Here is a 26,324-nt window from a genome sequence, read left to right as displayed (position 1 = left end):
GACCAGTCGCCGCACACCACCCCAGGAGAGCGATATGAACATGCACTCGATGACTATCCGCGGCAAGGATCGCTACAAATCCGGCGTCCTCGAATACAAGAAGATGGGCTATTGGGAGCCCGACTACGAGCCCAAGGACACCGACATCATCGCGCTGTTCCGCGTCACGCCGCAGGACGGGGTCGATCCGATCGAGGCGTCGGCGGCAGTCGCCGGTGAATCCTCGACCGCGACCTGGACCGTGGTGTGGACCGACCGGCTGACGGCGGCGGAGAAATACCGCGCCAAATGTTTCCGCGTCGATCCCGTGCCGAATTCGCCGGGCCAGTATTTTGCCTACATCGCCTACGACCTCGACCTGTTCGAGCCCGGATCGATCGCCAATCTGTCGGCCTCGATCATCGGCAACGTGTTCGGCTTCAAGCCGTTGAAGGCACTGCGGCTCGAGGACATGCGGCTGCCGGTGGCTTACGTGAAGACGTTCCAGGGGCCTGCAACAGGCATCGTGGTCGAGCGCGAGCGCATGGACAAGTTTGGCCGGCCGCTGCTCGGCGCCACGGTGAAGCCGAAGCTCGGCCTATCCGGGCGTAACTACGGGCGCGTGGTGTATGAGGCCCTGAAGGGCGGGCTCGACTTCACCAAGGACGACGAGAACATCAACTCACAGCCGTTCATGCATTGGCGCGAGCGGTTTCTGTATTGCATGGAGGCCGTCAACAAGGCGCAGGCGGCGACCGGCGAGATCAAGGGCACCTATCTCAACGTCACCGCCGGAACCATGGAAGACATGTACGAGCGCGCCGAGTTCGCCAAGGAACTCGGCTCGATCGTCATCATGATCGATCTCGTGATCGGCTACACCGCGATCCAGTCGATGGCCAAATGGGCGCGCCGCAACGACATGATCCTGCATCTGCATCGTGCCGGGCATTCCACCTATACGCGGCAGCGCAATCACGGCGTCTCGTTCCGGGTGATCGCGAAGTGGATGCGGCTTGCGGGCGTCGATCACATCCATGCCGGCACCGTGGTCGGCAAGCTCGAAGGCGATCCGGCGACCACGCGCGGCTATTACGATATCTGCCGCGAGGACTACAACCCGGCGCGCCTTGAGCACGGCGTGTTCTTCGACCAGCACTGGGCGAGCCTCAACAAGCTGATGCCGGTCGCGTCCGGCGGCATTCACGCCGGGCAGATGCATCAACTGCTCGATCATCTCGGCGAAGACGTGATCCTGCAGTTTGGCGGCGGCACGATCGGCCATCCGATGGGCATTCAGGCCGGCGCGACCGCCAACCGTGTAGCGCTGGAAGCGATGATCCTCGCGCGCAATGAAGGCCGCGACTATCTGCACGAGGGTCCTGAGATTCTCGCCAAGGCCGCGGAGACCTGCACGCCGCTGAAATCGGCGCTGGAGGTCTGGAAGGACGTCACCTTCAACTACGAGTCGACCGACATGCCCGACTACGTGCCCACGCCCTCGGTCGCGATGTAAGGAGCGGAAATCATGCGCATTACCCAAGGCTGCTTCTCGTTTCTGCCCGATCTCACCGACGAGCAGATCTCGCGCCAGGTGCAATACTGCCTGGAGAATGAGTGGGCGGTGAACATCGAATTCACCGACGATCCGCATCCCCGCAATAATTTCTGGGAAATGTGGGGATTGCCGATGTTCGACCTCCGCGACGCTGCCGGCGTGATGATGGAGCTGAACCAATGCCGCAAGGTGTATGGTAACAGCTACATCCGCCTGTCGGCGTTCGATTCCAGTCACGGCTGGGAATCGGTCCGGCTGTCCTTCATCGTCAACCGACCGAAGGAGGAACCCGGCTTCCGCCTCGAGCGGCATGAAGTTGCCGGCCGCAACATCCGCTACACGACCAAATCATACGCCGCCGACCGTCCGGAGGGCCGGCGCTACGGTTAGGTAACTGGTTCGGTCCGACAGACGCGTTCTCCCTGATCGTGCCTCTCGTCTGCCGGATGCACTGCTCCGTCGCTGTCGAAGCGGCGACGGAGTTTTTTTGGCTGCGCATGCATTGCGTCGAGGTTCGCCAGATGGACATGGATACCGCCGACATGACAGACACGGTCAACCTCCGCGAGGAGCTCGAAGCCGTCGGCATTGAGGAAATCCTCACGCAGCTCGACCGCGAGCTGATCGGGCTGGTGCCCGTCAAAACCCGTATCCGCGAAATCGCATCGCTCTTGCTGATCGAACGTATCCGCAAGCGGCTTAATCTGACGTCGGAGGTGCCGACACTGCACATGTCGTTCACCGGCAATCCCGGCACCGGCAAGACCACGGTGGCGCTGCGGATCGCGAGCATTCTCCACAGGCTCGGTTTCGTGCGTCGCGGCCAGGTGGTGTCGGTTACCCGCGATGAGCTGGTTGGGCAATATATCGGCCACACCGCGCCCAAGACCAAGGAGGTGCTGAAGAAGGCGATGGGCGGCGTGCTTTTCATCGACGAAGCCTATTATCTCCACAGGCCCGACAATGAACGCGATTACGGTCAGGAAGCGATCGAGATTCTGCTGCAGGTGATGGAAACCCAGCGCGAGGATCTGGTGGTGATTCTTGCCGGCTACGGCAATCGAATGGATAAATTCTTCGCCAGCAATCCCGGCTTCCGCTCCCGCATCGCCCATCACATCGATTTTCCGGACTATTCGGAGCCCGAATTGCTTGCCATCGCCGAGCTGATGCTGCGCGACATGAACTACAAATTCAGCACCGAGGCGCGTGAAGCGTTTATCCGCTACATCGCGCTGCGCAAGACCCAGCCGCTGTTCTCGAACGCGCGCTCGATCCGAAACGCGCTCGACCGCATGCGCCTGCGGCAGGCCAATCGTCTCGTCGCCGATCTCGATCGCGTGCTGACCGCTGACGACATCATGTCCCTGGAAGCGTCGGACGTGCTCGCCAGCCGGGTCTTTCTGAAGGACCAGCCGACGGTTCGCTCCGAGTGAAGCGAGCTTGAGCGTTCAATTCGGGCCCGGAAGGGCTCGCACCTGCAACCAGACTGCTATGAGCGGGAGGAACAAACGCCCGATCGTTGATTTTGCTGCATTTTCGTTGGAAGTTGATCGTGTTCGTTTGCGTTCTGGCGAGATTGTTTCCGGTGCGATAGATTGGAGGACCGAGGATTGACGCATGAGGACGAACGCGAACGTTGAACTCGACGCCGGCAGCAAGACATTTGCCTCCGGTCTGCTGCCGGATTTGATAGCCGCATTACGCCGTAGCCGTCAGGGCGATCTGCTGGCCGTGATCAGCGGCGATCCAAGTATCGGCCCCGAACTCGAGGCATGGTGTCGCTTCACCCGCAACAGCCTGGTCGACACAGCAGTCGAAGACGGCCGCACCCGTTGGGTGCTTCGGTACGGAGAGGCTCCGGAGAATGTAGGTGAGGATCGGCCTGTCGGCTCTCGATTGTGGCTTTACACCAACTTCGATTGCAACCTGAGTTGCGACTATTGCTGCGTGCGCTCGTCACCCAAGGCTCCGCGGCGGGCGCTCGGCGTCGAGCGGGTGCGGCGGATTGCGATCGAGGCGGCAGAGCTCGGCGTAAAGGAAATATTTGTGACCGGTGGTGAGCCATTCATGCTGCCGGATATCGGCGAAATCATTGCCGCATGTGCTACGGCGGCGCCGACCACGGTTCTCACCAACGGTATGCTGTTTGCCGGGCGCCGGCTCGAAGCACTGCGCTCATTGCCTCGCGAGCGCGTCACCCTGCAGATCAGCCTCGACAGTCCGACGCCGGAGCGCCACGACAACCATCGTGGAAAGGGGACGTGGGCGCGCGCCTGGAAGGGAATCGAGCGGGCCCGCGCCGAAGGATTCCGCGTGCGATTGGCGGCGACAGTGTCAACTGACGCGGAGGCCGAGGAGTTCCGCAGCTTCCTTGACGCCCATCACGTCAGCGAGGAGAACCGGGTGATCAGGCGGATTGCGCTGCGAGGCACCGCGACGCAGGGCATCGCTGTGGCAAGGGCAGACTTGGTGCCCGAGGTGACGATCACGGCGGAAGGCGTGTTCTGGCATCCGGTCGGCGCCGAGGATAACGACCTATTGGTCAGCGGCGAAATCTTTCCGCTCGCCGAATCCTTCGCAGCCGTGCGCCGCGCCTTCGATCGCGAATCTGAGCATCGGCGCCGGTTGGCAACGATTTTTAATTGCGCCTGATGAGATAGCGGAGGGTGCGTTTACGGCCGCTCTAAAAAGCCCTGCTGCGCCGACGCCTCCCGCAGTGACGCATACGCTTCAAGCTGTGGCGCGACCCATTGGCGCAACCCTTCCGCCTCGAGCACGGAACGATGGATCGGGTTGTCGAAGCTCATGGCGAAGAGGGCCTTGGCAAACTGCTGCTCCAGCGCCGGGTCGAGATCGGACCGAGCTGTGAACATGCAGTGATTGAAGGGCGGCGAACTCCATATCTCCGTTAGCGCACCTTCCGGCACCAGGCGCTGGGCGCGTACGGCATCCCAGAATGGGCTGCCGATGGCGCCGGCATCGGCACGGCCATCGAGCACCGCGCGAATGACCTCGGACTCGCTCGTCCCGGTGTCACCGTGCTTGCCGACGTCGCTGTTGAAGCGCAGCGTTCGATAGTCCTTCCCCTCAGTCATCCCGTCGCGCCCGAGAAAATACACTGGAAGGATAGCCGCATGGCCACTGTCACGGCTGCCGAGCGCGAGGGTGCGGTTCTTCAGATCGGCAAGCTTGGCGACAGGTCCACCGGTTACCGCGACGATCTTGGTCATCCAGCCCACATCGGTGTCGCGCATCGCGATGGGGCGGCAACGCCGATCGCTCCACGCCTCGGACTGGATAAAAGCGAGGTTCGTATTCCATCCGATGTCGATGCGCGGTAGCGCATCGCCGGGCAGGGCAAGGAGGGCCGCGACTTGCGCCTCGTAGCTCTGAAACAACACCACCTCGACGGGGAGATGAGCTTCCTCGTGAAAGTACCGCCGCATCCCCTCCCAGATACTGACCACCTTTGGATCATATGCGACCGCACCTAACCAGATCGTCCGGCTCATGATGGCCTCACCTGTCGCGCTTGAAGTTCAGATACGATCAATTCGCTTGCCGAAGTTTCCGAACGCGTCACCGCAATCAGAACAACGGTATTCCCAAAATGGCCTTGCCGATGAAGTCGCGCAGAACATCGCCCGTCGGCGCCATGACGGCGCCGGCATGGGCATCGCGGAACAATCGCTCGATGGAAAGATGCCTTGAGAACGCCGCGCCTCCGCACACCCGCATCGCGGCCGAGGTGACGGCGATCGCGGCCTCACCTGCCGCCGCCTTGCTCTCGAGCACGCGCAGCATGGTGGTCTCCCGGGGACGCTCAAGGTGATCGACGAGATCGTCGATGCGCGCCGCAAGCCCGTCCGTTTCGATCTGCATCGTCGCAAGTTGAGCGCGAAGCGTCTGCAGGCTCTCTCCGAGGGTCTGGCCCAAATGATCGAAGCGCGCACTGTTGAGATGAGACGCCGTGCCCGCGACTGCGGCCCGACAAAGGCCCAGTGCGACCGCCGAGGTTCCAAGGTTGAACAGCGGAAGCACGACCTCCAGCATCGCCTTGAAGCCGGCGCCGTCATCCGTCAGTTGGAGACCGGGGGCAATTTCGCAATCTTCGAGGGTCATCGGCGCGGAAGCATTGGCGCGCATCCCGAGACCATCCCACGGGCCGGCGACCGACAGCCCGGGCGTATCGCTGGCAACGAGATAGAGCGTCGAATCCGTTGCAGTCGTGCCTTCAGGAGACAGCGCCGAGACCACATAGCTTTGTGCGTGACCCGCGCTCGTCACCCACGATTTCTTCGCCGTGAGATGCACGTTGGCAGCGTTGCGCCTTGCTCGCGAAACGGGCGCCCAGAAGTGACTGCGTGATCCGGCTTCGCTGAATGCCAGGGTGGTCAGATGTCTTCCCGCCGAAATGTCCTTTAGCGTCTCCGCGACCGTGGCCCCCTGACGGGCCGCCGCAATCGTCGCGGTCGCGCACACGTGCATCAAATAGACCATCGCCGCTGACGCGTCCGCTTCCGCAAACGTTGTGATGACAGCGGCGAGGGTTCGCGGTCCCAGGGCTGCGCCGCCTACCTCGGCGGGCAGCATGAGCCCAAGCAGCCCCGCTGGCCCGAGCGCCGCGATGGCCTCCGACGAAAATCGCCCTTCCTTGTCGTTTTGCCTGGCCGCCGGCGCCAGGATGCGATCGGCGATATCCTTGGCATTCGAAACTGCAGTCGCATGATCCATGACGACCCCCGACATCCAGGCGCTGACCACCGGGTTCGAGAACGTCGAACCCGCTCTCGGCTACCAATGCTATGCGAGCCGCACCAAGGGATCAACACGATCAGCTCTGGACATGGCAAACTATTGCCATGCCAGCAGCAAGTACGGGGGAAGGTAATTACGTTCTTCAAAGCCGTTTTGTTACGCCACTCGGAATTTTTTTTACATCGACGACGCGCCTCCTCGAAACCGCACCCAGCGGGCGGCGCTTGCCCACTTTCGAGTGGAACGCTACCAATGACCAGCAAGGGCGTAACGAGGTCTGTCTCGTGATGGCAATCTTTCGTGACCACGCGCTGCAATCGATCGCAATCGCCGATCCCCTGCCATCCCGGCGCCTGCCGTGAGCTGCGCAGCGATCGGAATCATTGGCAAGGCGCCGCAGCCCGGCCGCTCAAAGACGCGCCTTGCGACGGCCGTTGGTGCCACCACCGCTTCCGAGCTATCTGCCTGCTTTCTGCGCGACGTCGCCGCAGCCATTGAGGCGGTACCCGAGGCGCTCGGCAGGCGCGGCTACGGCGTCTATGCGCCGCCAGGAGCCGAAGATATCATGCGGCAGCTACTTCCGGCAGGATTCGGACTGTTGTTGCAGGTCGGCGACGATCTCGGGCACGTGCTGATCGGTGCGACGCGTGCGCTCGTGGATGCCGGACATGACTGCGTCCTGCTCGTCAATGGCGACAGCCCGACCTTGCCGCCTCGTTTCCTTGTGCGGGCAATCGAAGCCCTGCGCGAGCCCGGTGATCGTATGGTGCTTGGGCCTGCGAGCGACGGCGGCTACTATCTCATTGGGCTGAAGAAGGCGCATCAGCATCTGTTTACGCGCATCGCGTGGGGAACGGAAACCGTTGCCCGCAGCACATGTGACCGAGCCGCCGAGATTGGTCTTGCCACGACGCTGCTTCCGGAATGGTACGATGTCGACGATATCGAGAGCTTGGGTTGGCTGCAGGAGGAACTCGCCGGCGCTTCTACACGCTTTCGTGCAGGCGGATTTGCCCCCGCGAGCCGGGCCTTTCTCAAGGCCGGGCTCCAGATAAGCCCGTGAACTGATGGCTGGGAAAATTTCGAACCAATCCGGTCGACTGGCGCGCGCCGCCAAGCATGTTGCTCCCCTTCATCTCTTGGCTGTCATCGGTGTCGTCATCGTCGGCATGACGTTCGTAACCCCCTTTGCGTTCGAGACTCTCGGTGACAATGCCTTCATCGCGCTGACCATCCCTGTGGGTCTCTTGACGCTTGCCGCGACGGACCTCGCCGAGCGCGCTCCGCAGAAGCACGCGCTCTGGCTCGTGTTTGGATGTGCGATCATTCTGAGAGGCTATGTGCTGCTGTTCGATCCGCTCCTGTCCAGTGACATCTATCGCTATATCTGGGACGGCAGGGTTCAGGCCGCCGGCATCAACCCCTATCGCTATTTTCCGGCTGACGAGACGCTGGCATTTCTGCGCGACGGGACGATCTTCCCCCATATCAACCGGGCCGATACGGCCGTCACCATCTATCCCCCGGTGGCGCAATTCTTCTTCCTCCTTGTCACGCGGCTAGGCGAAAGCGTGACAGTGATGCGTCTCGCACTGCTGGGGTGCGAGGCCGTGACCGTGACACTGATCATGCTCCTGCTGCGTCGAACCAACCGCCCGGTAACGCGCGTGGTCGCCTATCTCTGGCATCCGCTTCCCCTGTGGGAGATTGCCAACAACGGCCACGTCGACGCGCTGATGGTGGCGCTGATGATGCTTGGCCTATGGATCGCCTTGACCGGCCGAGCGCTTGCGGGGGCGGTTGTGATTGCGTTTTCGATACTGGTGAAACCCTATGTTGCGCCGGCGCTGGCCGGAATCTGGCGGCCATGGGACTTCAAGATGCCGCTCGTCGTGATCGCGGTCATTGCGCTCTGTTATCTTCCCTATTTGTCGGTCGGGTGGGGCGTTCTCGGATTCCTGACCCAAGGCTATCTGACGGAACAGGGCATAAGTGGCGGCAACGATCTCTGGCTGTTGTCACTTTGGCGCCTTGTGTTTGGCTATCATGAAGGTGATGTTGCCGCCTACGTTGTACTGGCAGCGCTGGCTCTTTGGTTCACGGGGCTCTCCGTGGCCCGCAGCTCTCATCACTGCATCGCATCCAGTCTTGCCGACATCAACATGCTGTTACTTCTCACGCTCCTGTTGTTGTCGCCCAACTATCCCTGGCATTTTCTAACTATAATGCCGTTTGTCGCCCTGTGTGGATCCGCGCCTAGTTGGGCGGTTTCGATCGGAGCGCTGTTGCTATCCGAACAGCTCGATTGGGATTTCTACATTCCGAGAATTGTGAGCAAATCAATTCTGTTCGGAGGTCTTTTCCTAGCTTGCGCCTTTACGGCATGGAGGGCCCGCATGCAGCGGACTGCAGATTCCGGGGCATCGCAATGAACATTTCCGGCGAAGTGCAGGGCACTGGCGCGCCCTTCGATCCGCGCCGCTATCACGAGTCGGTCGCGGCCGAGCGTACCGAGATCGCGCAGCGTCCGCCGGTCTGCCTTTATCTGGAAGTGACTAACCGCTGCAATCTGCTGTGCACCACCTGTCCTCGCACCTACGAGGAGCTTGAGCCGCCGGCCGACATGAGCTGGGACCTATTCACGTCGATTGTCGATCAGGTACCTGCTCTGGCACGCGCAGTTCTGCACGGAGTCGGCGAGCCGATGCTGGTCGCGAACTTGCCCCGAATGGTGAGATACCTGAAGGACCGCGGCGTCTACGTACTATTCAATACCAATGGAACGGTCCTCAGTGAGCGCAATGGCCATGCGCTGATCGATGCCGGGCTGGATGAACTGCGTGTGTCGCTCGACGCGTCGAACCGCGAGAGCTTCAAGGCGATCCGCGGCAGGGATTATTTCGGCCGCATCATCCGCAACGTGCGCGCGTTTCGCGAACTGCAGGAAAGGGAGGGACATGCCAGCCCGCTGGTTTCCATGTGGCTCACGGGCCTGAAGGAGACCGTCACGGAACTCCCGGCATTTGTGAAAATTGCAGCCGAGATCGGTGTCAGGGAGGTCTATCTGCAGCGGCTTGTGTTCTTCACTGAATCGGCCATCGGCAAGGCGCGTCCGGATCAGGCCCTGTTCGATCGTCTGACACAGGAGGAAGCGGTCTATCTCAAACAGGCTGAAGAACTGGCGCGTTCCCTTGGCGTAACCTTCAGTGCGTCGGGCGCAGCGAGCGAGCCGGAGTTGAGTTTGAAGGGCAGCGTCGACGGTTCGCCGTGGTCGTTGTGTCGGCGGCCATGGTCGCTGATGTATTTCACGGCCAATGGCCGGGCCTTGCCGTGCTGTATCGCGCCGTTTTCGGAGCATGGCTATGACAACTATACGCTCGGCCATGCAGGGCAGCAGTCGCTGCAGGACATCTGGAACGGACCTGCCTATCGGGACTTTCGTGCGGCGCTGCTTTCGGACAAGCCTCCCAAAGCTTGCGCCAACTGCGGCCTGCGATGGAGCCTGTGAACGAGGCGGCCCAGGAGATCGGCGTACCGAGCCGCTCGCCGGTCGTCTCGGCGGTTATTCCGTGCCTCGACGAGGAAACAGCAATTGGCCAGGTCGTCGCCGCGGTGCTGGCGCAGAATGTGAGTGAAGTCGTCGTCGTCGACGGGGGCTCGCGGGACCGTACGGTTGAGCGGGCTAAGGCCGCCGGAGCTCGGGTGATCATCGAGCCGCGGCGAGGCTACGGTCGTGCCATCCAGGCAGGCATCGCCGCCGCGCGCAACGATGCCGACATTCTCGTCTTCCTCGATGGCGACGGCAGCGATCCCGCCGAATTCATTCCCGAGTTGCTGTCGCCGATCGTCGCGGGGCGGGCTGTCTTCGTTCTCGGCTCGCGGATCCGTGGGGAACGCGAGCCAGGGAGCCTCGCGCCTCAGCAGGTCGTCGCGGGCCATGTTGGCGGGCTCCTCCTGCGGCTCTTCTATGGCGCAAGCTTCACCGACCTGTCGCCGTTTCGTGCCGTCCGCCGGGATGAACTCAGACGTCTCGGCATGAAGGAAGAGACATATGGCTGGAACCTGGAAATGCTGATGCGGGTCGCGGCCGCCCGCCTTCCGGCACTGGAAATCGCCGTTGGGCAGCGGCGCCGGATCGGGGGCGTATCGAAGGTTTCCGGCAATCTCATCGCGGGCGTCAAGGCGGCCTGGTCCATTTCGACGACGTTCGTTCGCCTTGCGCTTGAGCTGCGAACACCTCGCGAACAATAAAGGTCGGTGATCAGCGCGTACCGGCGCGATCGGCGCAGGCAACGATCTCCCCAGGCGATTTCCGTCCCGCCTGCGGTGGCGAAAACACCGCGAGATATCCGCTATCACCCGCTAGCTGATGCGTGGCGATCTCGCGATAGCCGACGGCGGACAGCTCGCAACGCAGGAGTTCAATTGGCGTGCCGTGCTCCGACGTAGGACGCTCGAGGTCGACAATTCCGACCTGCGCGCCAGGCTTCAAGGCACGCGCGAGATTGTACATGAAGGCATAGGGTTGGGCGATCTCGTGATATACATGCACGAGGATCGCGGCATCGAGCGATGCAGCGGGCAGGCGCGGGTCGTGCGGTTCGCCCAGCGCGAATTTGACATTGGTCAGCTTCAGGCGATGCGTTCGCCTGGCGAGCGCGATGAGGTAACTTCGTGTAACGTCCTGGGCGATGACGGAGCCGGTGGGACCGACGAAACGGGAGAGACGGACCGTGTGGTAGCCAGCGCCGGCACCAATGTCGCCGATCGTCATGCCTGGCTTGAGTTCAAGAAGGCGGGCGAGCCGACCGGCCTCATTCAGTGAATCGCGGCGCTCCTCGGAGGCACGGCTTGGGCTAACGATCTGCGCAACTGCGCGCTGAGGCGAGGGAAACGCCTTAGCAGGGACTCCTGGCGGACCCAGATAGCCAATGTCAGCGGCGTGTCCGCAGCTTGCGCCCAAGCCGACAAGAAGCGTCACTGCGCGGGCCAGTGCCATCATCTGTTTGTCTCCCACGCAAGCCGATACCGATTAGCCCGCCATGTTGAAGAACCACCCGATGGAACCCTTCCCGTCGCGCACGGCGGGCACGTTGCGGCGCAACCAGGCATCAAAGCCGAGACTGCGGCCGGCGGCCTCTAGCACAAAGAGGAACATCAGCAGGGCCAGGAATATGTACGACCACGGCCACTCGGCCGGATCGCCCGGCCGATAGATGCCGAGCCAGAGTTGCAACACATAGGCGAGTGCCAGCACGCCCACGAAGCGCACCGCAAGCCCCAGCATCATCGATCCAGCGAACACCAGCTCGGCGAGAAAAACAATTGGCCCAAAGATCTTCATGTTTGGTAGCACGACCTCCTTCAGGAAGGTGCTGTGAAACTCGAATGCAGCGCGGGTCGTTTCCTGTTCGGTCCAGTATTGCAGACCACCGGACACGGGCAGCGGGAGTTTCCACAACATGCCCTCAAACCACATGCAGCCGATCAGGACCCGGACCAACCAGACTCCAACATGTCGGCCCGTCCGTTGCGCCGGATCCTCCCGCCAGTTCTGGAAGGCCACGGCGATACTGGCGAGAAGCAGCGCCCAGAACAACGCCAGGATCAGAAAGCGCCAGTTTCCCAGAGTGAGGTAATCACCGGTAGTTGCGGTCAGGAACTGCCAAATATCGGTAAAGGGATTTTTGGGCATGCACGGGCTCCCAAAGGATCGAATAATGGTTCTACGTATCGGTCGACCAAATCGTTACTCTGCGTGTCGGCTGGATGACTATACCACCGCGTGGGCGATCGGGTGGCCCGGCGGTGGTCCAGCTTTCGGTCGCCAGCCCGCGATCAGTTAGCTGTCAAAACGTCTCGGTAATCTTGGTCAGGCGAGGGGGGCGATCCGGGTCAAATCCGCAGGCGCGCGCCGTCTGCTCGATCATCCGATAGGCCGGCACGAGCATGGTGATCGGGTCGGTGGCGGGGTCATCCTCGGCCAACCAGGGCAGCGAGCCATGCGGTCCGCCGCACAGATGCAGCGCGATCTCTTGCTCGCGCAATTCCGCTGCCAGCGCGTCCACCGTGGCCGCCGTTTCATCCATGAGGCGCATCATGATAACTGGCGTGCGGGATGACAACGCGGCGCGCGGCCCATGCTGCAGCTCGGCGGCGCTCAGACCAATGGAAGGCAGGCGCAGGATTTCCGAAAGTTTGAGCGCGATCTCCCGTGCCGAGCCCAGGCCGAGGCCCCGCGCCGCCACAAAAACGGCTGATGCCTTGGCGAGATCATCGGCAATCTCGGACCAGTCGAGCGCCATCGCGCGGTGCAGGCGCTCGGGCAGCCTGTCGAGAGCTGACCGCAGCGCACGATCTTCCGCCAGTTCGGCAACAAGTTCGGCGCCAGCAGCCATCGAGCCAATCACGGTCTTGGTCGCCGCTACGGAGTGCTCTTGGCCGGCTTCAATCGGAACGACGAACTCCGCTTCGTCGGCCACCGGCGAGGGCGTCGCATTGACGATGGCGATAGTGCGGGCGCCTGCGGCGCGCGCCGACCTGGTCGCTGCGACAAGATCCGGACTGCGCCCGGATTGCGAGATCACGATGAACAGCGCATGGCGCAGCATCAAGGGCGTGCGAAATGCCGTGATCACCGAAGGAGCGCTGGCTGAAACGGCAAGGCGAAGCCGCGTCTCGACGAGGTATCTCAAGAAAACCCCGGCATGCCCGGAGCTTCCCCGGCCGCACACGACGCACAGGGGGGCGGAGCCAATCCCGATCCGCTGTGCGATGTCGCGCGTGGCAGGGCGGTTACGGACAATCTTGGCGACAACATCCGCGCTTTCCCCGATTTCGCTCGCCATCGCGGATGTCGTCACGGCTCAACCGCTCCGCCTTGCTTGCGCGGCGCTGCTCCCTTGGAATGCCGGTTGCGATCCTTGGCGAGCTCGGCAAACACGCGCCGAAGGTTGCCGTCACAGTTTTTCAGAATGGTCTCGGCATCAACCCTGTCGAGACCCAACGCCAGAAGGCCTGCCGTCTTGATGTCTCCCTCGGCCTGCTCAAGCGAGCGTGCCGCGTGCGACGGATCACAGTGCGCGATTTGCGCCACCATGGCCTCGGCGCGCCGCTTCAGCTTGGCATTGGTCGGCTGCATGTTCACCATCATGCCGCGATACACCCGGCCAAGGCGCAGCATGATCCCTGAGGAGATCAGGTTGAGCACAATCTTCTGCGCAGTGCCCGCCTTCATCCGCGTGGAGCCGGCGATCAGCTCGCGGCCGGTCTCGATCAGGATCGGAAACTTTGCCGATGCCAGCAGTGCGGTGCCGGGATTGTTGGCGACACCGATCGTCACTGCACCGAAAGAGCCTGCCTGCTGCAGCGCCGCGACCGTGAATGGCGTTGTCCCGCTGGCGGCAACGGCGATCACCACGTCGTGCGCTGTGAGCCGCGCGGCATTGATCTGCGTGACCGCATCATCGACATCATCCTCCGCGCCCTCGATGCTGGTGACGAACGCGCTTTCTCCGCCGGCGACGATGAAGCGGACGCGCTCGCTGGGCCAGGCGAAGGTCGGCATCAGCTCGGCGCCGTCCTGGACCGCCACGCGGCCCGAGGTGCCGGCGCCGACATACACGATGCGTCCGCGATCGCCCAGCGCCGCCTTGGCTCCTTCGGTCGCCGCCGTGATCGCGGGAAGGGCATGGCCGATCGCCGCGACTGCCGCGAGCTGGCCCTCCCACATCGCTTCCATCGCTGACGTCAGCGGCCATGCATCAAGATCGGCAAAGCGGGGATCGACTTCTTCGGTGGCCATATAGTTGATCCATGCGCCATCAAACGCGGAACTTTGAAGCCTGTTCCTGGTCAGCTTCTCTCTCGGGCAGTTCTCTCTCGGGCAGTTCTCTCTTGGGCAGGTCAAGCCGCCCTCGCGCAACCAGTAATGCGCCGGCCGCCGCGTCGGCGTCGGGAGACCTCAGGCGGGCACGCAGGTCAGGCGTCAGCCAGGGCGTAATGGCATCCGCGAGCCCGCCCACCAGCGAGAGCCGGTCAATTCCTCTCGCCAGGAACAGATCAAGCAGATCGCCAATGGCATCGGCCGCGCGTTCCACAATGCGACGGCCGACCGGATCGCCCTGATTGGCGTGCCGCATCACGATCGGCGCGAACGCAGCGTAGTCTGTGGCCCTGGCTTCTTCAGACCAAGCCACCGCCTGATAAGGATCATGATCGAATGCGCCCAGCACCTCTGAAAGCAATGGGGTCAGCTCGCCGCGGCGATCCGCGGCCCGCAACGCCAGTCGAACAACCTGCAGGCCGATGTCGGCGCCGCTGCCTTCGTCCGATACGGGAAAGCCGTAACCGGCGAGACGGATTTCGTGGCCGTCGATCAGGCCGACACCCACCGAACCTGTGCCGGCTACCACGATGGCCCCGTCCGCGCCGCTATGGGCGCCGAGACAGGCCGCCAGGCCGTCGCTGATGAAGATAACGGACGCAAAGGGATGCGCGATCTTGTTGAGCGCCGCTTCCGCGCCCCGGCGACCAAGACCGGCAAGGCCAATTCCGGCGTGCATCTGCGCGAAATCCTCGCGCGTCAGTCCGGCCTGTGCGGCTGCCGCTTCAGTGGCCTCCATGATGGATCGCCAGGCCTTCTCGAAGCCAATCCGCGTCGTGGCAGGCCCCGAGCTCGCTGCACCGAGTACCCTGCCGTTTTCGTCCTCGATCCGGGCGCGGCAGCGGGTTCCGCCGCCATCAATGCCGAGATACGTGGTACCTTTTGTTCCCATGGAAAGTTAACGCGAAGGTTTCGCTCCGGGTCCTCCCAAAGCGCCTTGGTGTACATATGAAGTCTTGCACGGGACTCGTCTCACGAGTCCGTGACTGCCATTCGGATCAATGCTGATGAGCCATGTTGGTTCTTCCTCTCTCACGATTGCCGCGCAGCACATCTTTGATGGTACCGAGATGGGCGGGCCGGGGTCGGTCAGGATCTCGCAGGGGCGGATTGAAAGCATCACCTTCGGCGAGGCGGAGGCGCGCGCCTCAATCCACCTTCCAGCAGACGCGATCCTTGCACCCGGATTCATCGACATCCAGGTGAACGGAGGCGGGGGCGTTCTTCTCAACGACCAGCCGACGGAGGCTGGCGTTCGATGCATCGTCGAGGCGCACCGCAAGGCGGGGACCACGGGCTGCCTGCCGACCCTCATCACCGATCGCAGCGAGGTCATCGAGCGATTGGCTGCAGTCGCCCAGGCTAGTCTGAAGATTCCCGGCGTGCTCGGCTTTCATCTGGAAGGACCGGCCCTCAACAGGTCTCGCAAGGGCATTCATCCGGAAGCCGAGATACGCGTGCCCGATCGGCGTGATCTCGCCGCGATCAAAAGTTTTGGGGGCCGTGGCCGCTCCATTGTGACCTTGGCCCCGGAATGCGTGCCCGCGTCCATGATCGATGAATTGATCGGCGCCGGATTGCGTATCGCGGCCGGCCACAGCGACGCCACCGCAGCCGAAATCGGGCAGGCGGTCGATCGCGGTGTCTCGGGGGTCACCCATCTGTTCAATGCCATGTCGCAGTTGAACGCCCGGGAACCGGGCTTGGTGGGCGCCGCGCTGGGGGATGACCGGCTGTTTGCAGGGATCATCTGCGACGGCATCCACGTTGATCGCGCCGGTTTGCGTGTTGCTTTCCGCTGCAAGGGGCGCGATCGATTGATGCTGGTCACCGATGCCATGCCATTGGCGGGCACGAACGGCCGGCAGTTCATGCTGCAGGGAAGGCAGATCACGTTGCAAGAAAATCGCCTGACTGGCCCCGATGGCACACTCGCGGGCGCTCACCTCACCATGATCGAGGCGGTGCGCAACGCTGTTGCGCTGCTCGGAATCTCCCTTGTCGATGCCCTCATCATGGCCTCTCGGACGCCGGCGGCATTTCTGGGCCTTGAGTCTGAGCTTGGACGGATCGCGCCTGGATACCGCGCGGATCTTGTCGCCTTCAATCCGAACTTTGAAGTCGTCGGCACATGGATAGGCGGTGTCGGTTCGATGAGCGAGGCGAGCGAAGATTCTCACCGAGGTTAGATGCGCAACCATCCCATCATCGTGCAGAAATATGGCGGTGTCTGCCTTGAAACACCGGAGAAAATTCGCGCGGTTGCGCGCAGTCTCGCCGACCTGCATGGCCGTGGTCATCGTGTCGTGGCGATCGTCTCCGCCATGGGCAAGACCACCGACCAATTGATCCAGATGGCCTATCAGGTAAGCCCTGCTCCCAATCGCCGTGAACTCGACATGCTGCTAACGACCGGTGAGCGCATCAGCATGTCCCTGATGAGCATGGCGCTTTCCGATCTCGGCGTGCCCGCGATCAGCTTCACCGGCAGCCAGGCCGGCGTGATGACCGACGACTCCCATTCCTCCGCACGCATTCTGGATGTACGGCCCATTCGCGTGCGTGAGGAACTTGATCGTGGGCGCGTCGTGGTGCTGGCAGGATTTCAGGGCGTGAACCCGGCGACCCGGGAAATCACCACGCTCGGCCGGGGCGGCAGCGACACCACGGCCGTTGCGATGGCCGCGGCGTTGAAGGCCGAACGCTGCGAAATCATCAAAGAGGTCGACGGAATTTGTTCGGCCGATCCGCGCATCGTGCCGGATGCAAGGCCCCTGCGGCGAGTGGACTTCGCATCCCTGTCCGAGATGTGCTTCTGGGGTGCAAAGATCCTGCATTTTCGCAGCGTAGAGCTGGCGCAAAGTCAGGATGTGCCTCTGGTTCTCAAGCAGTGGGGTGGCGTTGAACACAGCACGCAAGTGACGAAGGAGGTTGCAGGCATGGAAAACGGAAGGGTTCTGGCCGTCAACTCGATGGCTCGCATCGAGCATGTGGAAATCGATTCCAAAGATCTCAATCATGGTTTCGAGAAATTCGCGCAACATCTCAAGCAAAACAGCCTGTCCTGGCCGCAGCTTCTCGCCTCGGGCTTCGCCGGGGAAAAGACCAGCATGACCGTGGCCTGTGATTCAGAGTGGCTCGACGCGCTGTTGCGCACGCTGGAGCATGCCGCGGATCTGCGCACGCAGCGCGAGGCTTCAAGTTCGGTTAGTCTCACCTGCTTCGGCGGCGTTTCGTCGGAATTGCCGTTCAAGGCGTTGCAGGTTCTCGGACAGCACGGGATTGTCCCCGACACGTACGTGTTGTCGCCGCATTCGGTCAGTCTGTTTGTCCCCGTGGAGAACCGGGAGGCCGCGGTTAAGGCGTTGCATTCGCTTGTTCAGCAAACATAGCTTCGAGAAGCGGCAGGGATCGCTTCCGCTTAGGTTGTTCCCGTGTTCCAGCCCACAAATGAGCTGCCAAAATCGAAAGGGCCGCCTCGCAGGTCGGCCTTTCGATATGCAATCGCCAGAGATGGTTACGGCGCGAATTTGTAGTTGATGCGCAGCTCGCATCTGCGAACGATAAAGCTGAAAGTTCAATCCTCTATTCGTGCTGTTGTTCGGGGTTGATCTACGCCGGAATGCCGACGGGGCGGGTCGCGTCGATCTTCACGCGCTCCTTCGATCTGCAGAAAAGTTTAGGCGTTCTTTTTCTGTTGATCCGATAAGCGAAACGATGGAGAATGTTCCCGTTCCTAGAGAAGAATCTCGAGCACGAAACTTCCAGGCGAATGCTTGAGGGACCAGAAATCCGGTAATCTCGGATGGTCGGTCTCGCAGTGGCTCCGAGACGATCATGATGACGTTATCGGCTCTCTCTGACGACAACGGAACCCGCGGGCTGTGTATGCGGGCCGTTGGTCTGATACGGGCGCGCTGCCTGATCCATATCGCTTTGACTGCATCGTCATTATTGCTTTTCGATATTGCCGCATTTGCTCAGGCGCCGACGAGCCCTCCACCGGCCGTATCCGTCGTTGCGGTCAGCATGGAAGACGTCGCGCAGAACGTCGAGTTCATCGGCCGCGTCGAAGCCATACAGCAGGTCGACGTACGAGCGCGCGTGCAGGGATTCCTGGAAAAAGTAGCATTTACGGAAGGGCAGGACGTCAAGGCGGACGATCTCCTTTTCACGATCGAGCGGGATCAATACGAGGCCGCGCTCCTGCAGGCCAACTCACAGCAAGCCAGCGCAGAAGCGAACCTGCGAAATGCGCAACTGACTCTGGAACGACGTCAGCAGCTCTACGAGCGAGAGTCGGGAACCCGCGCTGATCTCGATCTGGCTATTGCCAATCGTGACACAGCGGCCGCCTCTGTCGAGTCCGCCAAGGCGGCAGTGCGCACGGCCGAACTCAATCTGGGCTACACACGCATCGTCTCGCCAATCACCGGCAGAATCGGAAAGCCAAGCCTCACAAGAGGCAATGTCGTAGGTCCCGAGTCTGGTACGCTCGCACGGGTTGTTCAGCTTGATCCGATACGGGTCCTGTTTTCGATCAGCGAGCGAGACTTCATCAGCACGGTCCAGCAAGAGCGCGGAGCGGCGCTCGAGCAGATCAATGCGAGTTTCGTTCCTACGCTCCGGCTGCCCAACGGCATCGTTTACGCTGACCAGGGCCGGATTGATTTCGTCGGCAACGAGATCGACCAGGCGACCGGTACGTTGCCGGTTCGCGCACGTTTTGCGAATCCGGCCGGCGTGTTATTGCCTGGGGGAACGGTCTCGGTGAGGGTTCGGCCAGCGGAAGCCAAGCGCATGCCGCTGGTGCCCGCGCAGGCGGTTCAGGAAAATCGACAGGGCAAGTTTGTTCTGGTCGTGGGTGCTGATAACCGCGTCGAGCAGCGTCCGATCAAGGCTACCCAGCAAGTCGGCCAGAACTGGGCCGTCGATGACGGCTTGAAAGCTGGAGAAAGCGTGATCGTGGAAGGCCTGCAAAAGGTACGCCCAGGGGCACAGGTTCAGGCCGTGCCTGCCGCTTCCGCCAAAGCTCAATGACGCCATGTCGCACTTCTTCATCGACAGACCGAACTTCGCCATCGTCATTTCGATCGTGATGGTGCTGGCCGGGCTGCTGGCGATGACCGTGATTCCGGTCGCTCAATACCCGGATATTACCCCTCCACAGGTTCAGGTGTCCGCCACCTATTCCGGCGCCAACGCACAGGATGTCGCCAATTCAGTGGCGGCGCCGGTCGAGGCTGAAGTCAATGGCGTCGACAACATGCTCTATATGGAATCGACCAGCTCGAATAATGGCATCTATTCGTTGTCCGTGAGTTTTGCTGTCGGCACCAATCCCGATATTGCGGCAGTGAACGTTCAGAACCGCGTCTCTCTCGCGCTCCCCCGGGTACCTAGCGAGGTCACACAGCTCGGCATATCGAGCAAGAAGAGATCATCAAACATCCTGCTCGGCGTGAATATCTATTCCCCGAACGGGACACACGATGGCATCTTCCTTAGCAATTATGCCACGATCAATATCCGCGATGCTCTGGCGCGCGTGAACGGCGTCGGCGAGGCCACGGTTCTCGGCGCCCTCGACTACAGCATGCGGATGTGGATGGATCCGGTCCGGATGAACGCGCTTGGTATCACGAGCACGGACGTCACCACCGCGATCAGCCAGCAGAACCTGCAGGCGGCGGCCGGCCAGATCGGCAGCGCTCCCGTGGGTACCGACCAGCAGCAGCAGTTGACCATTGTCGCCAAAGGCCGCCTGCAAACACCGGCCGAGTTCGAGAATATCATTGTGCGCACGAACCCTCAGGGGGCGGTCGTGCGCATAAAGGACATCGCTCGCGTCGAGCTGGGAGCCGACAGCTACGATGTTCAGTCGAAACTCGGCGGGAAGCCCACGGCATTTGTGGTCATATACCAGGCGCCGGGCGCCAACGCGTTGCAAGTCGCAAATGCGGTGCGCGCAGAGCTCGATCGCCTGTCGCAGCGGTTTCCGCCTGACGTCGTTCACAGCATCATCTTTGACACGACCGAATTCGTGTCAGCTACGATCGAAGAAATCCTGCACACGCTTGCGATCACGTTCGCGCTCGTCGTCGCTGTCGTCTATCTCTTCCTTCAGGACTGGCGAGCAACACTGATCCCGACGTTGACCATTCCGGTGTCATTGGTCGGCGTGATGGCCATTTTGTACGTCTTGGGTTATTCGGCCAACACGATCTCGCTCTTTGCGATCGTGCTGGCCATTACCCTCGTCGTCGATGACTCGATCGTCGTCGTCGAAAACGTGCAGCGCGTCATGGAAGAAGACCCATCGCTTTCCGCGCGCGAGGCCACGCGCGTCGCGATGGGGCAGATCACTGGTGCAATCATCGCCACCACTCTTGTTCTGGCCGCGATCTTCGTGCCCGTCGCGTTCTTGGGAGGCATTACCGGGCAGCTTTACCGGCAGTTCTCCGTCACGATCGCTTTCTCCGTAGCCCTGTCTGGCGTGAACGCGCTGACCTTGAGTCCAGCGCTCTGTGCGCTGATCCTGCGCCGCCCCCGTCATGCCAGTCGCGGCCCGTTCGGACTGTTCAATCGGCTTCTCAACGGCGTTCGCGACAGGTACGGATCCGTGGTGGGATGGCTCGGCGCGCGCCTGATCGTCATGTCCGTCTTGTTCCTCGGTGTTGGCGCGGGCGTATACTTCGGGCTGACTCGGCTGCCGGGCGGTTTCCTTCCGGAAGAGGATCAAGGCTATTTCTTCGTCAACGTTCAATTGCCAGATGCGGCATCGCTCAATCGCACAGAGGGTGTGCTTGGTCAGGTGCGTGATCTATTGAACGGATCGGAGAGCGTGAAAGACATCATCACCGTGGCCGGCTTCAGCCTGTTGGGCCAGGCACAGGCATCAAACACCGGCATGGCCATCGTGGTGCTCAAACCCTGGAGGGAGCGCACGCGCCCGGACCAAACCGTCCAAGGCATGATTGCAAGCCTGACGCCGCGCCTCGCGGCAGTTGCCGCAGCAAACATCATTGCGTTTAACCCGCCGTCCATTCCGGGGCTTGGTACGGCCGGCGGATTCGACATGCGACTGCAGGGCTTGGAAGGCCAGTCGTCGCAGGCAATGGTGGCCGCAGCCAATGGCCTTCTCTATGCAGCCAACCAGGCACCGGAGATCGCGAGGGCCTTCACCACCTTCTCGGCCAGCGTTCCGCAGATCTACGTGGATGTTGATCGGACCAAAAGCCAGTTGCTCAATGTCCCGGTATCGCAGGTTTTTGCGACCTTGCAGGCCCATTTGGGCTCGCAATATGTAAACGACTTCAATCTATCCAGTCGAGTCTATCGCGTCAGAGTGCAGGACGAGGGCAGGTTCCGCTACCGGGGCGATCAGATCAACGATCTCCACGTTCGCAGCACGACGGGAGAGATGGTGCCTCTGCGCACGCTCGTCACATTGACAACGACGTTCGGTCCGCAGCTTGTCACTCGGTTCAATCTATTCCCGTCCGTCACTATCAATGGCTCGGCGGCACCGAGCGCGAGTTCGGGGCAGGCGCTTTCCGCGATGGAGCGCGTCGCCAATAGTGAGCTGCCGGAAGGTTTCGGCGTTGCCTGGTCTGGAATTTCATTCCAGGAAAAGCTCGTGAGCGGTCAGGCAGTCCTGGTCTACGCACTGGCTCTGTTGTTCGCCTATCTCTTCCTCGTGGCCCAGTACGAGAGCTGGTCGCTGCCGTTGTCGGTGGTTTTCTCGGTGTTGTTTGCCGTCGCCGGTGCCGTCCTCGCTCTCTGGATCGCTCGCCTTGACAACAACATCTATGCACAGATTGGGCTGGTCCTGCTGGTGGGCCTCGCCGCGAAGAATGCGATTCTGATCGTCGAGTTCGCCAAGGAACAGCATGAAGCCGGCTTGTCTCCGCACGACGCGGCGATTGCCGGCGCCAAGCAGCGTTTCCGGCCGGTGCTGATGACCGCTCTTGCATTCATCTTCGGTGTGTTGCCCCTCGTGGTCGCCACCGGCGCCGGTGCCGGCAGCAGACGAGCGCTCGGCACACCGGTCTGGGGCGGCATGCTCGCAGCGACGTTCATCGGCATTATCTTCATTCCACCTCTCTATGTGCTGTTCGAGGCTTTGCGTGAGCGTTTTGCTCGCAAACGTGCGCCGGAACTCGCGGCGTCGCCTCCCGCCGAATAGCTTTGCTCACCCCACCTCCGTGGAGCTAAGAGTTGTCACCGCGGGCCAAAACGTCTCGGGAATGGAACAGGTCGCTCGGCAAACGGTTGAGCCACATTGCACCGCCGTGAGCGTCTCTGCGCTGCCAAGAACTGACCGCGTTCATAACGCGCCAGCGCTGACGTCAAAGCCTCGGTTAAGCGACAACAAGCGATGGAAGCGGAAATGGTTCGTAGGAACTTGCCTTTCAGCTGCCGCCGGGCGTCGATCATGGTCACCACGATCGCCTCGGCGATCCCGGTGATCGCAAGCAGCGCGCCGACAGAGATCATGAATGGCCCAGGTCAGGCCCCTTCTGCGGACGGGCCTGCTACCCTGATGCGTCAGGTTGCCGATACCGGAGGCGGCGGTGGGCCTGGAAAATTCCCCGATCTTGCCGAAAAAGTTGGACCAGCCGTGATTGGGGTCAGCTCCAAAGCGGCGCCGAATTCCAAAACCTTGCCCGACAAACCGTCCGAGTTCGATACGCCTGATGAGCGTCCTTCGAAAAAGGGGATGCCAGCACCGGATGGGGCTGATCAAGGGAAGGCACCGAAAACAATCGAAATGATCACGATTGGATCAGGCTTCTTTATCTCCCCGGACGGTTTTGCCGTGACCAGCAGTCACATCGTGGAAGACGACGATACGGCCGAGATCCGCACCAATGACGGCAAGACCTACACTGCGAAGGTGGTCGGAACAGATTCGTTGAGTGGTCTTGCCTTGATCAAAGTCGAAGGGCGCAACGACTTCAGCTACGTGAAAGTCGCCGACCAACCGCCGCGCGTCGGTGATTGGGTGCTCACTGCTGGCAATGCGTTCGGTCTCGGGGGCACGGTCATCGCGGGCATTGTTTCAGCGCGGGAGCGCAATATCGAGACCGGTTCCGCGGAGGATTTCATCCAGATCGATGCGTCGATCAACAAGGGTGATTCCGGCGGTCCGAGCTTTGATGCCCGCGGCGAAGTCATCGGCGTCAACGGCATGATCTTTTCACCTTCCGGAGGCTCGGTTGGCGTCGCTTTTGCGATCCCCGCCGACACGGTCAAGGCAGTGATACCGCAACTGAAAGACAAGGGCATAGTCACGCGCGGATCGATAGGCGCTCGGGTTCAATCGGTCACTCCCGAGCTTGCCGACAGTCTTGGTGTGAACAATGTCCGCGGCGCGATAGTGGCGAGCGTTCAAGATAACGGTCCGGCCGCGAAGGCCGGATTGAGAAGCGGAGACGTGATCACTTCGCTGGAGGGAGAGCCGATCAAAAACGCCAACGAGTTTTCCAGGAAAGTCCATGCGATGGCGCCGGGCTCTTCGATCCGGCTCGCGATGCTTCGGGATAGACAAGAGAACTCGTTGAGCGTGACCTTGAGCCAGCTGCCCAATCACCCCAAGCCACCTGTGCGTATTCCAAGATGAGTCGGTCGCTTCCGATCGGTCGATGAAGGGAGGGATTCCGCCCGCGCAGATCCCAAGAAGACCAGAATGGAGTGAATAAATGTGTGACTACAGCCTGCATGCCGTCCGATCGCGTCCCGCAAGGGTGGGGGATATGCTGGTAACAGGTGAATTCCCCAATGCCGTGACGCGCGGTTTCTCTGCGGTCGGAGAGCCGGGAATCGCTGTGTGCCTCTTGCCCGGTACCGAGCTCGCCTTCGGCGAGGACGCCGTGTGCGATCATCCATTCGCGAAACTCTTCCCAACAATGCGATTTGGCAGCATTGGGGCGCGGCTTGCGCGTTTCCGGCAAATTAATCAAGGATTGACCAATACGCACCACGATGCCCTGGAGTTTGCGAACGGCGAAGTCGTGCTTCTCACAAAGCTGCGTCCCGGTCAGACAGCAACGGTGCTACAGCTACCTGCACAGTACAATGCCGACGGACAGCTCCCAGGCGCCAGATCGCTCAATGCGCCCATCGATGGGAGCGGTTGATTCACGAGTGGCTTGCCGGGCCGCAGTTGCAGCAGCAGACCCGCCTTCGCCCGTTGGGCTCCGGCGCGGCAACGTTCACTCGAGTCGCTAGTGAAGGCTGGTGGGCCCGGCAGGACTCGAACCTGCAACCACACCGTTATGAGCGACGGGATATCGGTCAGATTCGTTGATCTTTCGGTTTCGGTCGATTTTCGGCCCGGTTCATTGCGCTTTGTCGAGGCCGTTTCTGGTGCGAAACTGGTGCGGTAACGCGGAGGGGCTGCCATCGTTTTGCGTCATTTGTCATTTGACTCGCGAGACGTCAGGCGTTCATCGTTAAGTTGCTTTTGTGGTTCTCGAGCCCGTGGGGGATCCGCCCGGCACTTGTCGAAAACGGATACAGAATGGCGGTGGCTCGATCTCGGGAGTTGCCAACTTACCGAGACCGGATCGCGAAACAGCTTCCGCCGTTCGTGCGCTCCTAACGATAGTGCCGTTATCACTCGCGAGCGCACTGAGTACCGACTGTGGTTCTGGTTTTTCCCAAAAGCTGGAGCACTAGAATGACTTCTCCATCACGCTCATATCAGCCGGAATACGATTCGATCGCGAATAGATCACGCATGGGCATAGCCCGTCTGGCCGCGCTCGCTCTTGGGGCGCTCCCGTCGATCGCGTTCGGCGCCGAAAAGCCGGCGCTGAGTCCGGACGCAGCAACGCCCCTCGTAACAACTTCGCGCATCTCTGCGACGGTCGAGTTCGGCCTGCCGGCTCTCGCTGCGGCGATCGAGCGGGATATTCCAAAGCGGCTTGCCACCATCGACGAGCGTGTCAACTGCGTTCATCGTCGTGTTTTCATCTTCCGCGTTAATGCCAATTGCGACGTCTGGGGTTTCGTCGACCGGACCAGCCCGGTCTCGCTGTATGGCCGGGGCGACCGCGTCTTCGGAGCGGTCTCTATATATGGCGCCGCCGAGGGCCAGGGAGCCAATCGTTTCACGGCGCGTATTCGCGGCGACACCGAGGCGCGCGCGACGATCGAGGTTGAAGCGCGCCCCGAGCTGCGGCGGGATGGGTCGCTCCAGCTAAACATCAGCGACTCCTTCCACTGGAGCGAACATCCCTACCTTCACGTGCTCGGCCGCGAGTTTGACCTTGCGCCCTATGTCGAGCCCAACATCCGGACGCAGCTGGGCCGCATCCGGTCGCGGGCGCTGGCGGCGGCGCGCGCACTCGACCTGCACGGCAAGGCCGAGACGGCGTGGCGTCATGCATTTGAGCCCATCAAACTCGCGGAGGATCCGCCGGTCTGGCTGCAACTGACCCCGCAGAGTGCGGCTTTTGCGGGTGTCCGCGCCAATGCCAAGGTATTGTGGGGATCGCTTGAACTTACCGGCTCCGCCGAAACCGTGATCGGGCAGCAGCCGCCGGCTGTCGCGGCGACGGCCCTGCCGCCGCTCGGCACCGCGGTGGCCGAGCCGGGCGCCTTCGATGTCATTCTTCCCGTCCGCATCAACTACGACGCGCTCAAGGACAAGATAAGCCAGGCGATCGCATCCGTGCCGGCGCAGGACACGTCCGTGCGCGAGGTTCAGGTTTATCCATCGTCGGGTAAACTCGTGATCGGCTTGCGCATCGCAAAGAGCTCGGACACCGATTCCAACGCAGGCCAATGGACCTATCTCTCCACCACGCCAAAGGTCGATAGTAACAAAAAGACCGTCGGCCTCTCCGAAATCGATCTGACAACTCCATCAGACGACAGCCAGGTTGGATCTGCTGTGCAACAGCTCGCGGCGCAATTGAAGAATGTCGCTAATCTCGACTACGGCATCTCCTACCAGAACCTGCTCATGGCAGCGAACGAACGCCTGACGCGCACGCTGAAGGACGGCTTTCGCATGGAGGGCCACCTCGACTCGGCAAGGCTCGAAAAAGTGCAGTTGCTGCGCGAAGGCATCCTGATTGCTCTTCATGCCAGCGGCGGTCTGAAGATACTTTACGGACTGTAAGCACGTGA

Annotated in this window: 22 protein-coding genes; 15 read left to right on the top strand and 7 right to left on the bottom strand. The window is 61.6% G+C overall.

The window, feature by feature from the left end:
• Window positions 1–34 precede the first annotated feature (34 nt).
• The 4 genes from V1277_RS08050 (at window position 35) to V1277_RS08035 (ending at window position 4,192) form a co-directional block, all read left to right on the top strand.
• Window positions 35–1,495, top strand: a complete 1,461-nt coding sequence (locus V1277_RS08050; protein ID WP_334415726.1) for a form I ribulose bisphosphate carboxylase large subunit — start codon at window positions 35–37, stop codon at window positions 1,493–1,495.
• Window positions 1,496–1,507: 12 nt separating this feature from the next.
• A complete protein-coding gene (locus V1277_RS08045) occupies window positions 1,508–1,927 on the top strand; it encodes a ribulose bisphosphate carboxylase small subunit (RefSeq protein WP_334415725.1) in 420 nt (139 codons plus the stop codon).
• Between the two features lie 152 nt (window positions 1,928–2,079).
• Complete coding sequence (gene cbbX / locus V1277_RS08040; protein ID WP_334415724.1) at window positions 2,080–2,973, top strand: CbbX protein; 894 nt, start codon at window positions 2,080–2,082, stop codon at window positions 2,971–2,973.
• Window positions 2,974–3,157: 184 nt separating this feature from the next.
• Window positions 3,158–4,192 carry an Rv1681 family radical SAM protein gene (locus tag V1277_RS08035; protein WP_334415723.1) on the top strand — a complete coding sequence of 345 codons (1,035 nt, stop codon included), beginning with the start codon at window positions 3,158–3,160 and terminating at the stop codon, window positions 4,190–4,192.
• Between the two features lie 20 nt (window positions 4,193–4,212).
• Here the strand turns inward: V1277_RS08035 and V1277_RS08030 are convergent, their stop codons facing one another.
• Complete coding sequence (locus V1277_RS08030; RefSeq protein WP_334415722.1) at window positions 4,213–5,052, bottom strand: phosphate/phosphite/phosphonate ABC transporter substrate-binding protein; 840 nt, start codon at window positions 5,050–5,052, stop codon at window positions 4,213–4,215.
• A 76-nt stretch (window positions 5,053–5,128) separates the two neighbouring features.
• Window positions 5,129–6,274: an acyl-CoA dehydrogenase family protein gene (locus V1277_RS08025; protein WP_334415721.1), complete on the bottom strand. Its 1,146-nt coding sequence runs from the start codon at window positions 6,272–6,274 to the stop codon at window positions 5,129–5,131.
• A gap of 382 nt (window positions 6,275–6,656) precedes the next feature.
• Between V1277_RS08025 and V1277_RS08020 the strand changes: the two genes are divergently transcribed.
• From V1277_RS08020 to V1277_RS08005, 4 genes are read left to right on the top strand one after another with little or no spacing between them, the layout of a single operon-like run.
• Window positions 6,657–7,361, top strand: a complete 705-nt coding sequence (locus tag V1277_RS08020; protein WP_334415720.1) for a TIGR04282 family arsenosugar biosynthesis glycosyltransferase — start codon at window positions 6,657–6,659, stop codon at window positions 7,359–7,361.
• 4 nt (window positions 7,362–7,365) lie between these two features.
• On the top strand, window positions 7,366–8,730 hold the full coding sequence (locus tag V1277_RS08015; RefSeq protein ID WP_334415719.1) for a hypothetical protein: 1,365 nt from the start codon (window positions 7,366–7,368) through the stop codon (window positions 8,728–8,730).
• Complete coding sequence (locus V1277_RS08010; RefSeq protein ID WP_334415718.1) at window positions 8,727–9,806, top strand: radical SAM/SPASM domain-containing protein; 1,080 nt, start codon at window positions 8,727–8,729, stop codon at window positions 9,804–9,806. The genes V1277_RS08015 and V1277_RS08010 overlap by 4 nt, the downstream gene beginning before the upstream one ends.
• A complete protein-coding gene (locus V1277_RS08005) occupies window positions 9,803–10,549 on the top strand; it encodes a glycosyltransferase family 2 protein (protein WP_334415717.1) in 747 nt (248 codons plus the stop codon). The genes V1277_RS08010 and V1277_RS08005 overlap by 4 nt, the downstream gene beginning before the upstream one ends.
• 10 nt (window positions 10,550–10,559) lie before the next feature.
• Here the strand turns inward: V1277_RS08005 and V1277_RS08000 are convergent, their stop codons facing one another.
• From V1277_RS08000 to V1277_RS07980, 5 genes are all read right to left on the bottom strand, one after another.
• Window positions 10,560–11,300, bottom strand: a complete 741-nt coding sequence (locus V1277_RS08000; RefSeq protein WP_334415716.1) for a class I SAM-dependent methyltransferase — start codon at window positions 11,298–11,300, stop codon at window positions 10,560–10,562.
• Between the two features lie 30 nt (window positions 11,301–11,330).
• A complete protein-coding gene (locus V1277_RS07995; protein WP_334415715.1) occupies window positions 11,331–11,993 on the bottom strand; it encodes a DoxX family protein in 663 nt (220 codons plus the stop codon).
• Window positions 11,994–12,147: 154 nt separating this feature from the next.
• Window positions 12,148–13,146, bottom strand: a complete 999-nt coding sequence (locus V1277_RS07990) for an SIS domain-containing protein (RefSeq protein ID WP_334415714.1) — start codon at window positions 13,144–13,146, stop codon at window positions 12,148–12,150.
• A gap of 11 nt (window positions 13,147–13,157) precedes the next feature.
• Window positions 13,158–14,102, bottom strand: coding sequence for an N-acetylmuramic acid 6-phosphate etherase (locus V1277_RS07985; protein ID WP_334415712.1), 945 nt, complete (start codon window positions 14,100–14,102; stop codon window positions 13,158–13,160).
• A gap of 19 nt (window positions 14,103–14,121) precedes the next feature.
• The gene (locus V1277_RS07980; RefSeq protein WP_334415711.1) at window positions 14,122–15,075 is read right to left on the bottom strand and encodes a BadF/BadG/BcrA/BcrD ATPase family protein; all 954 of its coding nucleotides are present in this window, start codon (window positions 15,073–15,075) and stop codon (window positions 14,122–14,124) included.
• 115 nt (window positions 15,076–15,190) lie between these two features.
• Between V1277_RS07980 and nagA the strand changes: the two genes are divergently transcribed.
• The 7 genes from nagA to V1277_RS07945 all read left to right on the top strand — a co-directional run bounded on the left by nagA (window position 15,191) and on the right by V1277_RS07945 (window position 26,316).
• A complete protein-coding gene (nagA, locus tag V1277_RS07975; RefSeq protein ID WP_334415710.1) occupies window positions 15,191–16,372 on the top strand; it encodes an N-acetylglucosamine-6-phosphate deacetylase in 1,182 nt (393 codons plus the stop codon).
• Complete coding sequence (locus V1277_RS07970) at window positions 16,373–17,575, top strand: aspartate kinase (RefSeq protein ID WP_334415709.1); 1,203 nt, start codon at window positions 16,373–16,375, stop codon at window positions 17,573–17,575.
• 445 nt (window positions 17,576–18,020) lie between these two features.
• Entirely contained in the window at window positions 18,021–19,223 is a 1,203-nt protein-coding gene (locus V1277_RS07965) for an efflux RND transporter periplasmic adaptor subunit (RefSeq protein ID WP_334415708.1), read from the top strand.
• A gap of 4 nt (window positions 19,224–19,227) precedes the next feature.
• On the top strand, window positions 19,228–22,371 hold the full coding sequence (locus V1277_RS07960; RefSeq protein ID WP_334415707.1) for an efflux RND transporter permease subunit: 3,144 nt from the start codon (window positions 19,228–19,230) through the stop codon (window positions 22,369–22,371).
• A 249-nt stretch (window positions 22,372–22,620) separates the two neighbouring features.
• Window positions 22,621–23,808 carry a S1C family serine protease gene (locus V1277_RS07955; protein ID WP_334415706.1) on the top strand — a complete coding sequence of 396 codons (1,188 nt, stop codon included), beginning with the start codon at window positions 22,621–22,623 and terminating at the stop codon, window positions 23,806–23,808.
• A gap of 79 nt (window positions 23,809–23,887) precedes the next feature.
• Window positions 23,888–24,325, top strand: coding sequence for a hypothetical protein (locus V1277_RS07950; RefSeq protein ID WP_334415705.1), 438 nt, complete (start codon window positions 23,888–23,890; stop codon window positions 24,323–24,325).
• Between the two features lie 602 nt (window positions 24,326–24,927).
• Complete coding sequence (locus tag V1277_RS07945) at window positions 24,928–26,316, top strand: DUF4403 family protein (RefSeq protein ID WP_334415704.1); 1,389 nt, start codon at window positions 24,928–24,930, stop codon at window positions 26,314–26,316.
• Window positions 26,317–26,324 lie beyond the last annotated feature (8 nt).

Source organism: Bradyrhizobium sp. AZCC 1588 (genome assembly GCF_036924735.1).
Taxonomy (GTDB): Bacteria; Pseudomonadota; Alphaproteobacteria; order Rhizobiales; family Xanthobacteraceae; genus Bradyrhizobium.
Note: the sequence above shows the minus strand (reverse complement) of the source record. Positions and strands in the feature narration are given on the sequence as shown.

Coding starts and splice junctions, on each gene's coding strand:
- cbbX (WP_334415724.1), top strand. CDS start 2,080: ATGACAGACACGGTCAACCTCCGCGAGGAGCTCGAAGCCGTCGGCATT.
- V1277_RS08030 (WP_334415722.1), bottom strand. CDS start 5,052: ATGAGCCGGACGATCTGGTTAGGTGCGGTCGCATATGATCCAAAGGTG.
- V1277_RS07945 (WP_334415704.1), top strand. CDS start 24,928: ATGGGCATAGCCCGTCTGGCCGCGCTCGCTCTTGGGGCGCTCCCGTCG.
- V1277_RS07980 (WP_334415711.1), bottom strand. CDS start 15,075: ATGGGAACAAAAGGTACCACGTATCTCGGCATTGATGGCGGCGGAACC.
- V1277_RS08015 (WP_334415719.1), top strand. CDS start 7,366: ATGGCTGGGAAAATTTCGAACCAATCCGGTCGACTGGCGCGCGCCGCC.
- V1277_RS08035 (WP_334415723.1), top strand. CDS start 3,158: ATGAGGACGAACGCGAACGTTGAACTCGACGCCGGCAGCAAGACATTT.
- V1277_RS07960 (WP_334415707.1), top strand. CDS start 19,228: ATGTCGCACTTCTTCATCGACAGACCGAACTTCGCCATCGTCATTTCG.
- V1277_RS07990 (WP_334415714.1), bottom strand. CDS start 13,146: ATGGCGAGCGAAATCGGGGAAAGCGCGGATGTTGTCGCCAAGATTGTC.
- V1277_RS07985 (WP_334415712.1), bottom strand. CDS start 14,102: ATGGCCACCGAAGAAGTCGATCCCCGCTTTGCCGATCTTGATGCATGG.
- V1277_RS07950 (WP_334415705.1), top strand. CDS start 23,888: ATGTGTGACTACAGCCTGCATGCCGTCCGATCGCGTCCCGCAAGGGTG.
- nagA (WP_334415710.1), top strand. CDS start 15,191: ATGAGCCATGTTGGTTCTTCCTCTCTCACGATTGCCGCGCAGCACATC.
- V1277_RS07955 (WP_334415706.1), top strand. CDS start 22,621: ATGGTCACCACGATCGCCTCGGCGATCCCGGTGATCGCAAGCAGCGCG.
- V1277_RS07965 (WP_334415708.1), top strand. CDS start 18,021: ATGATGACGTTATCGGCTCTCTCTGACGACAACGGAACCCGCGGGCTG.
- V1277_RS08025 (WP_334415721.1), bottom strand. CDS start 6,274: ATGGATCATGCGACTGCAGTTTCGAATGCCAAGGATATCGCCGATCGC.
- V1277_RS08045 (WP_334415725.1), top strand. CDS start 1,508: ATGCGCATTACCCAAGGCTGCTTCTCGTTTCTGCCCGATCTCACCGAC.
- V1277_RS08010 (WP_334415718.1), top strand. CDS start 8,727: ATGAACATTTCCGGCGAAGTGCAGGGCACTGGCGCGCCCTTCGATCCG.
- V1277_RS08050 (WP_334415726.1), top strand. CDS start 35: ATGAACATGCACTCGATGACTATCCGCGGCAAGGATCGCTACAAATCC.
- V1277_RS08000 (WP_334415716.1), bottom strand. CDS start 11,300: ATGATGGCACTGGCCCGCGCAGTGACGCTTCTTGTCGGCTTGGGCGCA.
- V1277_RS07995 (WP_334415715.1), bottom strand. CDS start 11,993: ATGCCCAAAAATCCCTTTACCGATATTTGGCAGTTCCTGACCGCAACT.
- V1277_RS07970 (WP_334415709.1), top strand. CDS start 16,373: ATGCGCAACCATCCCATCATCGTGCAGAAATATGGCGGTGTCTGCCTT.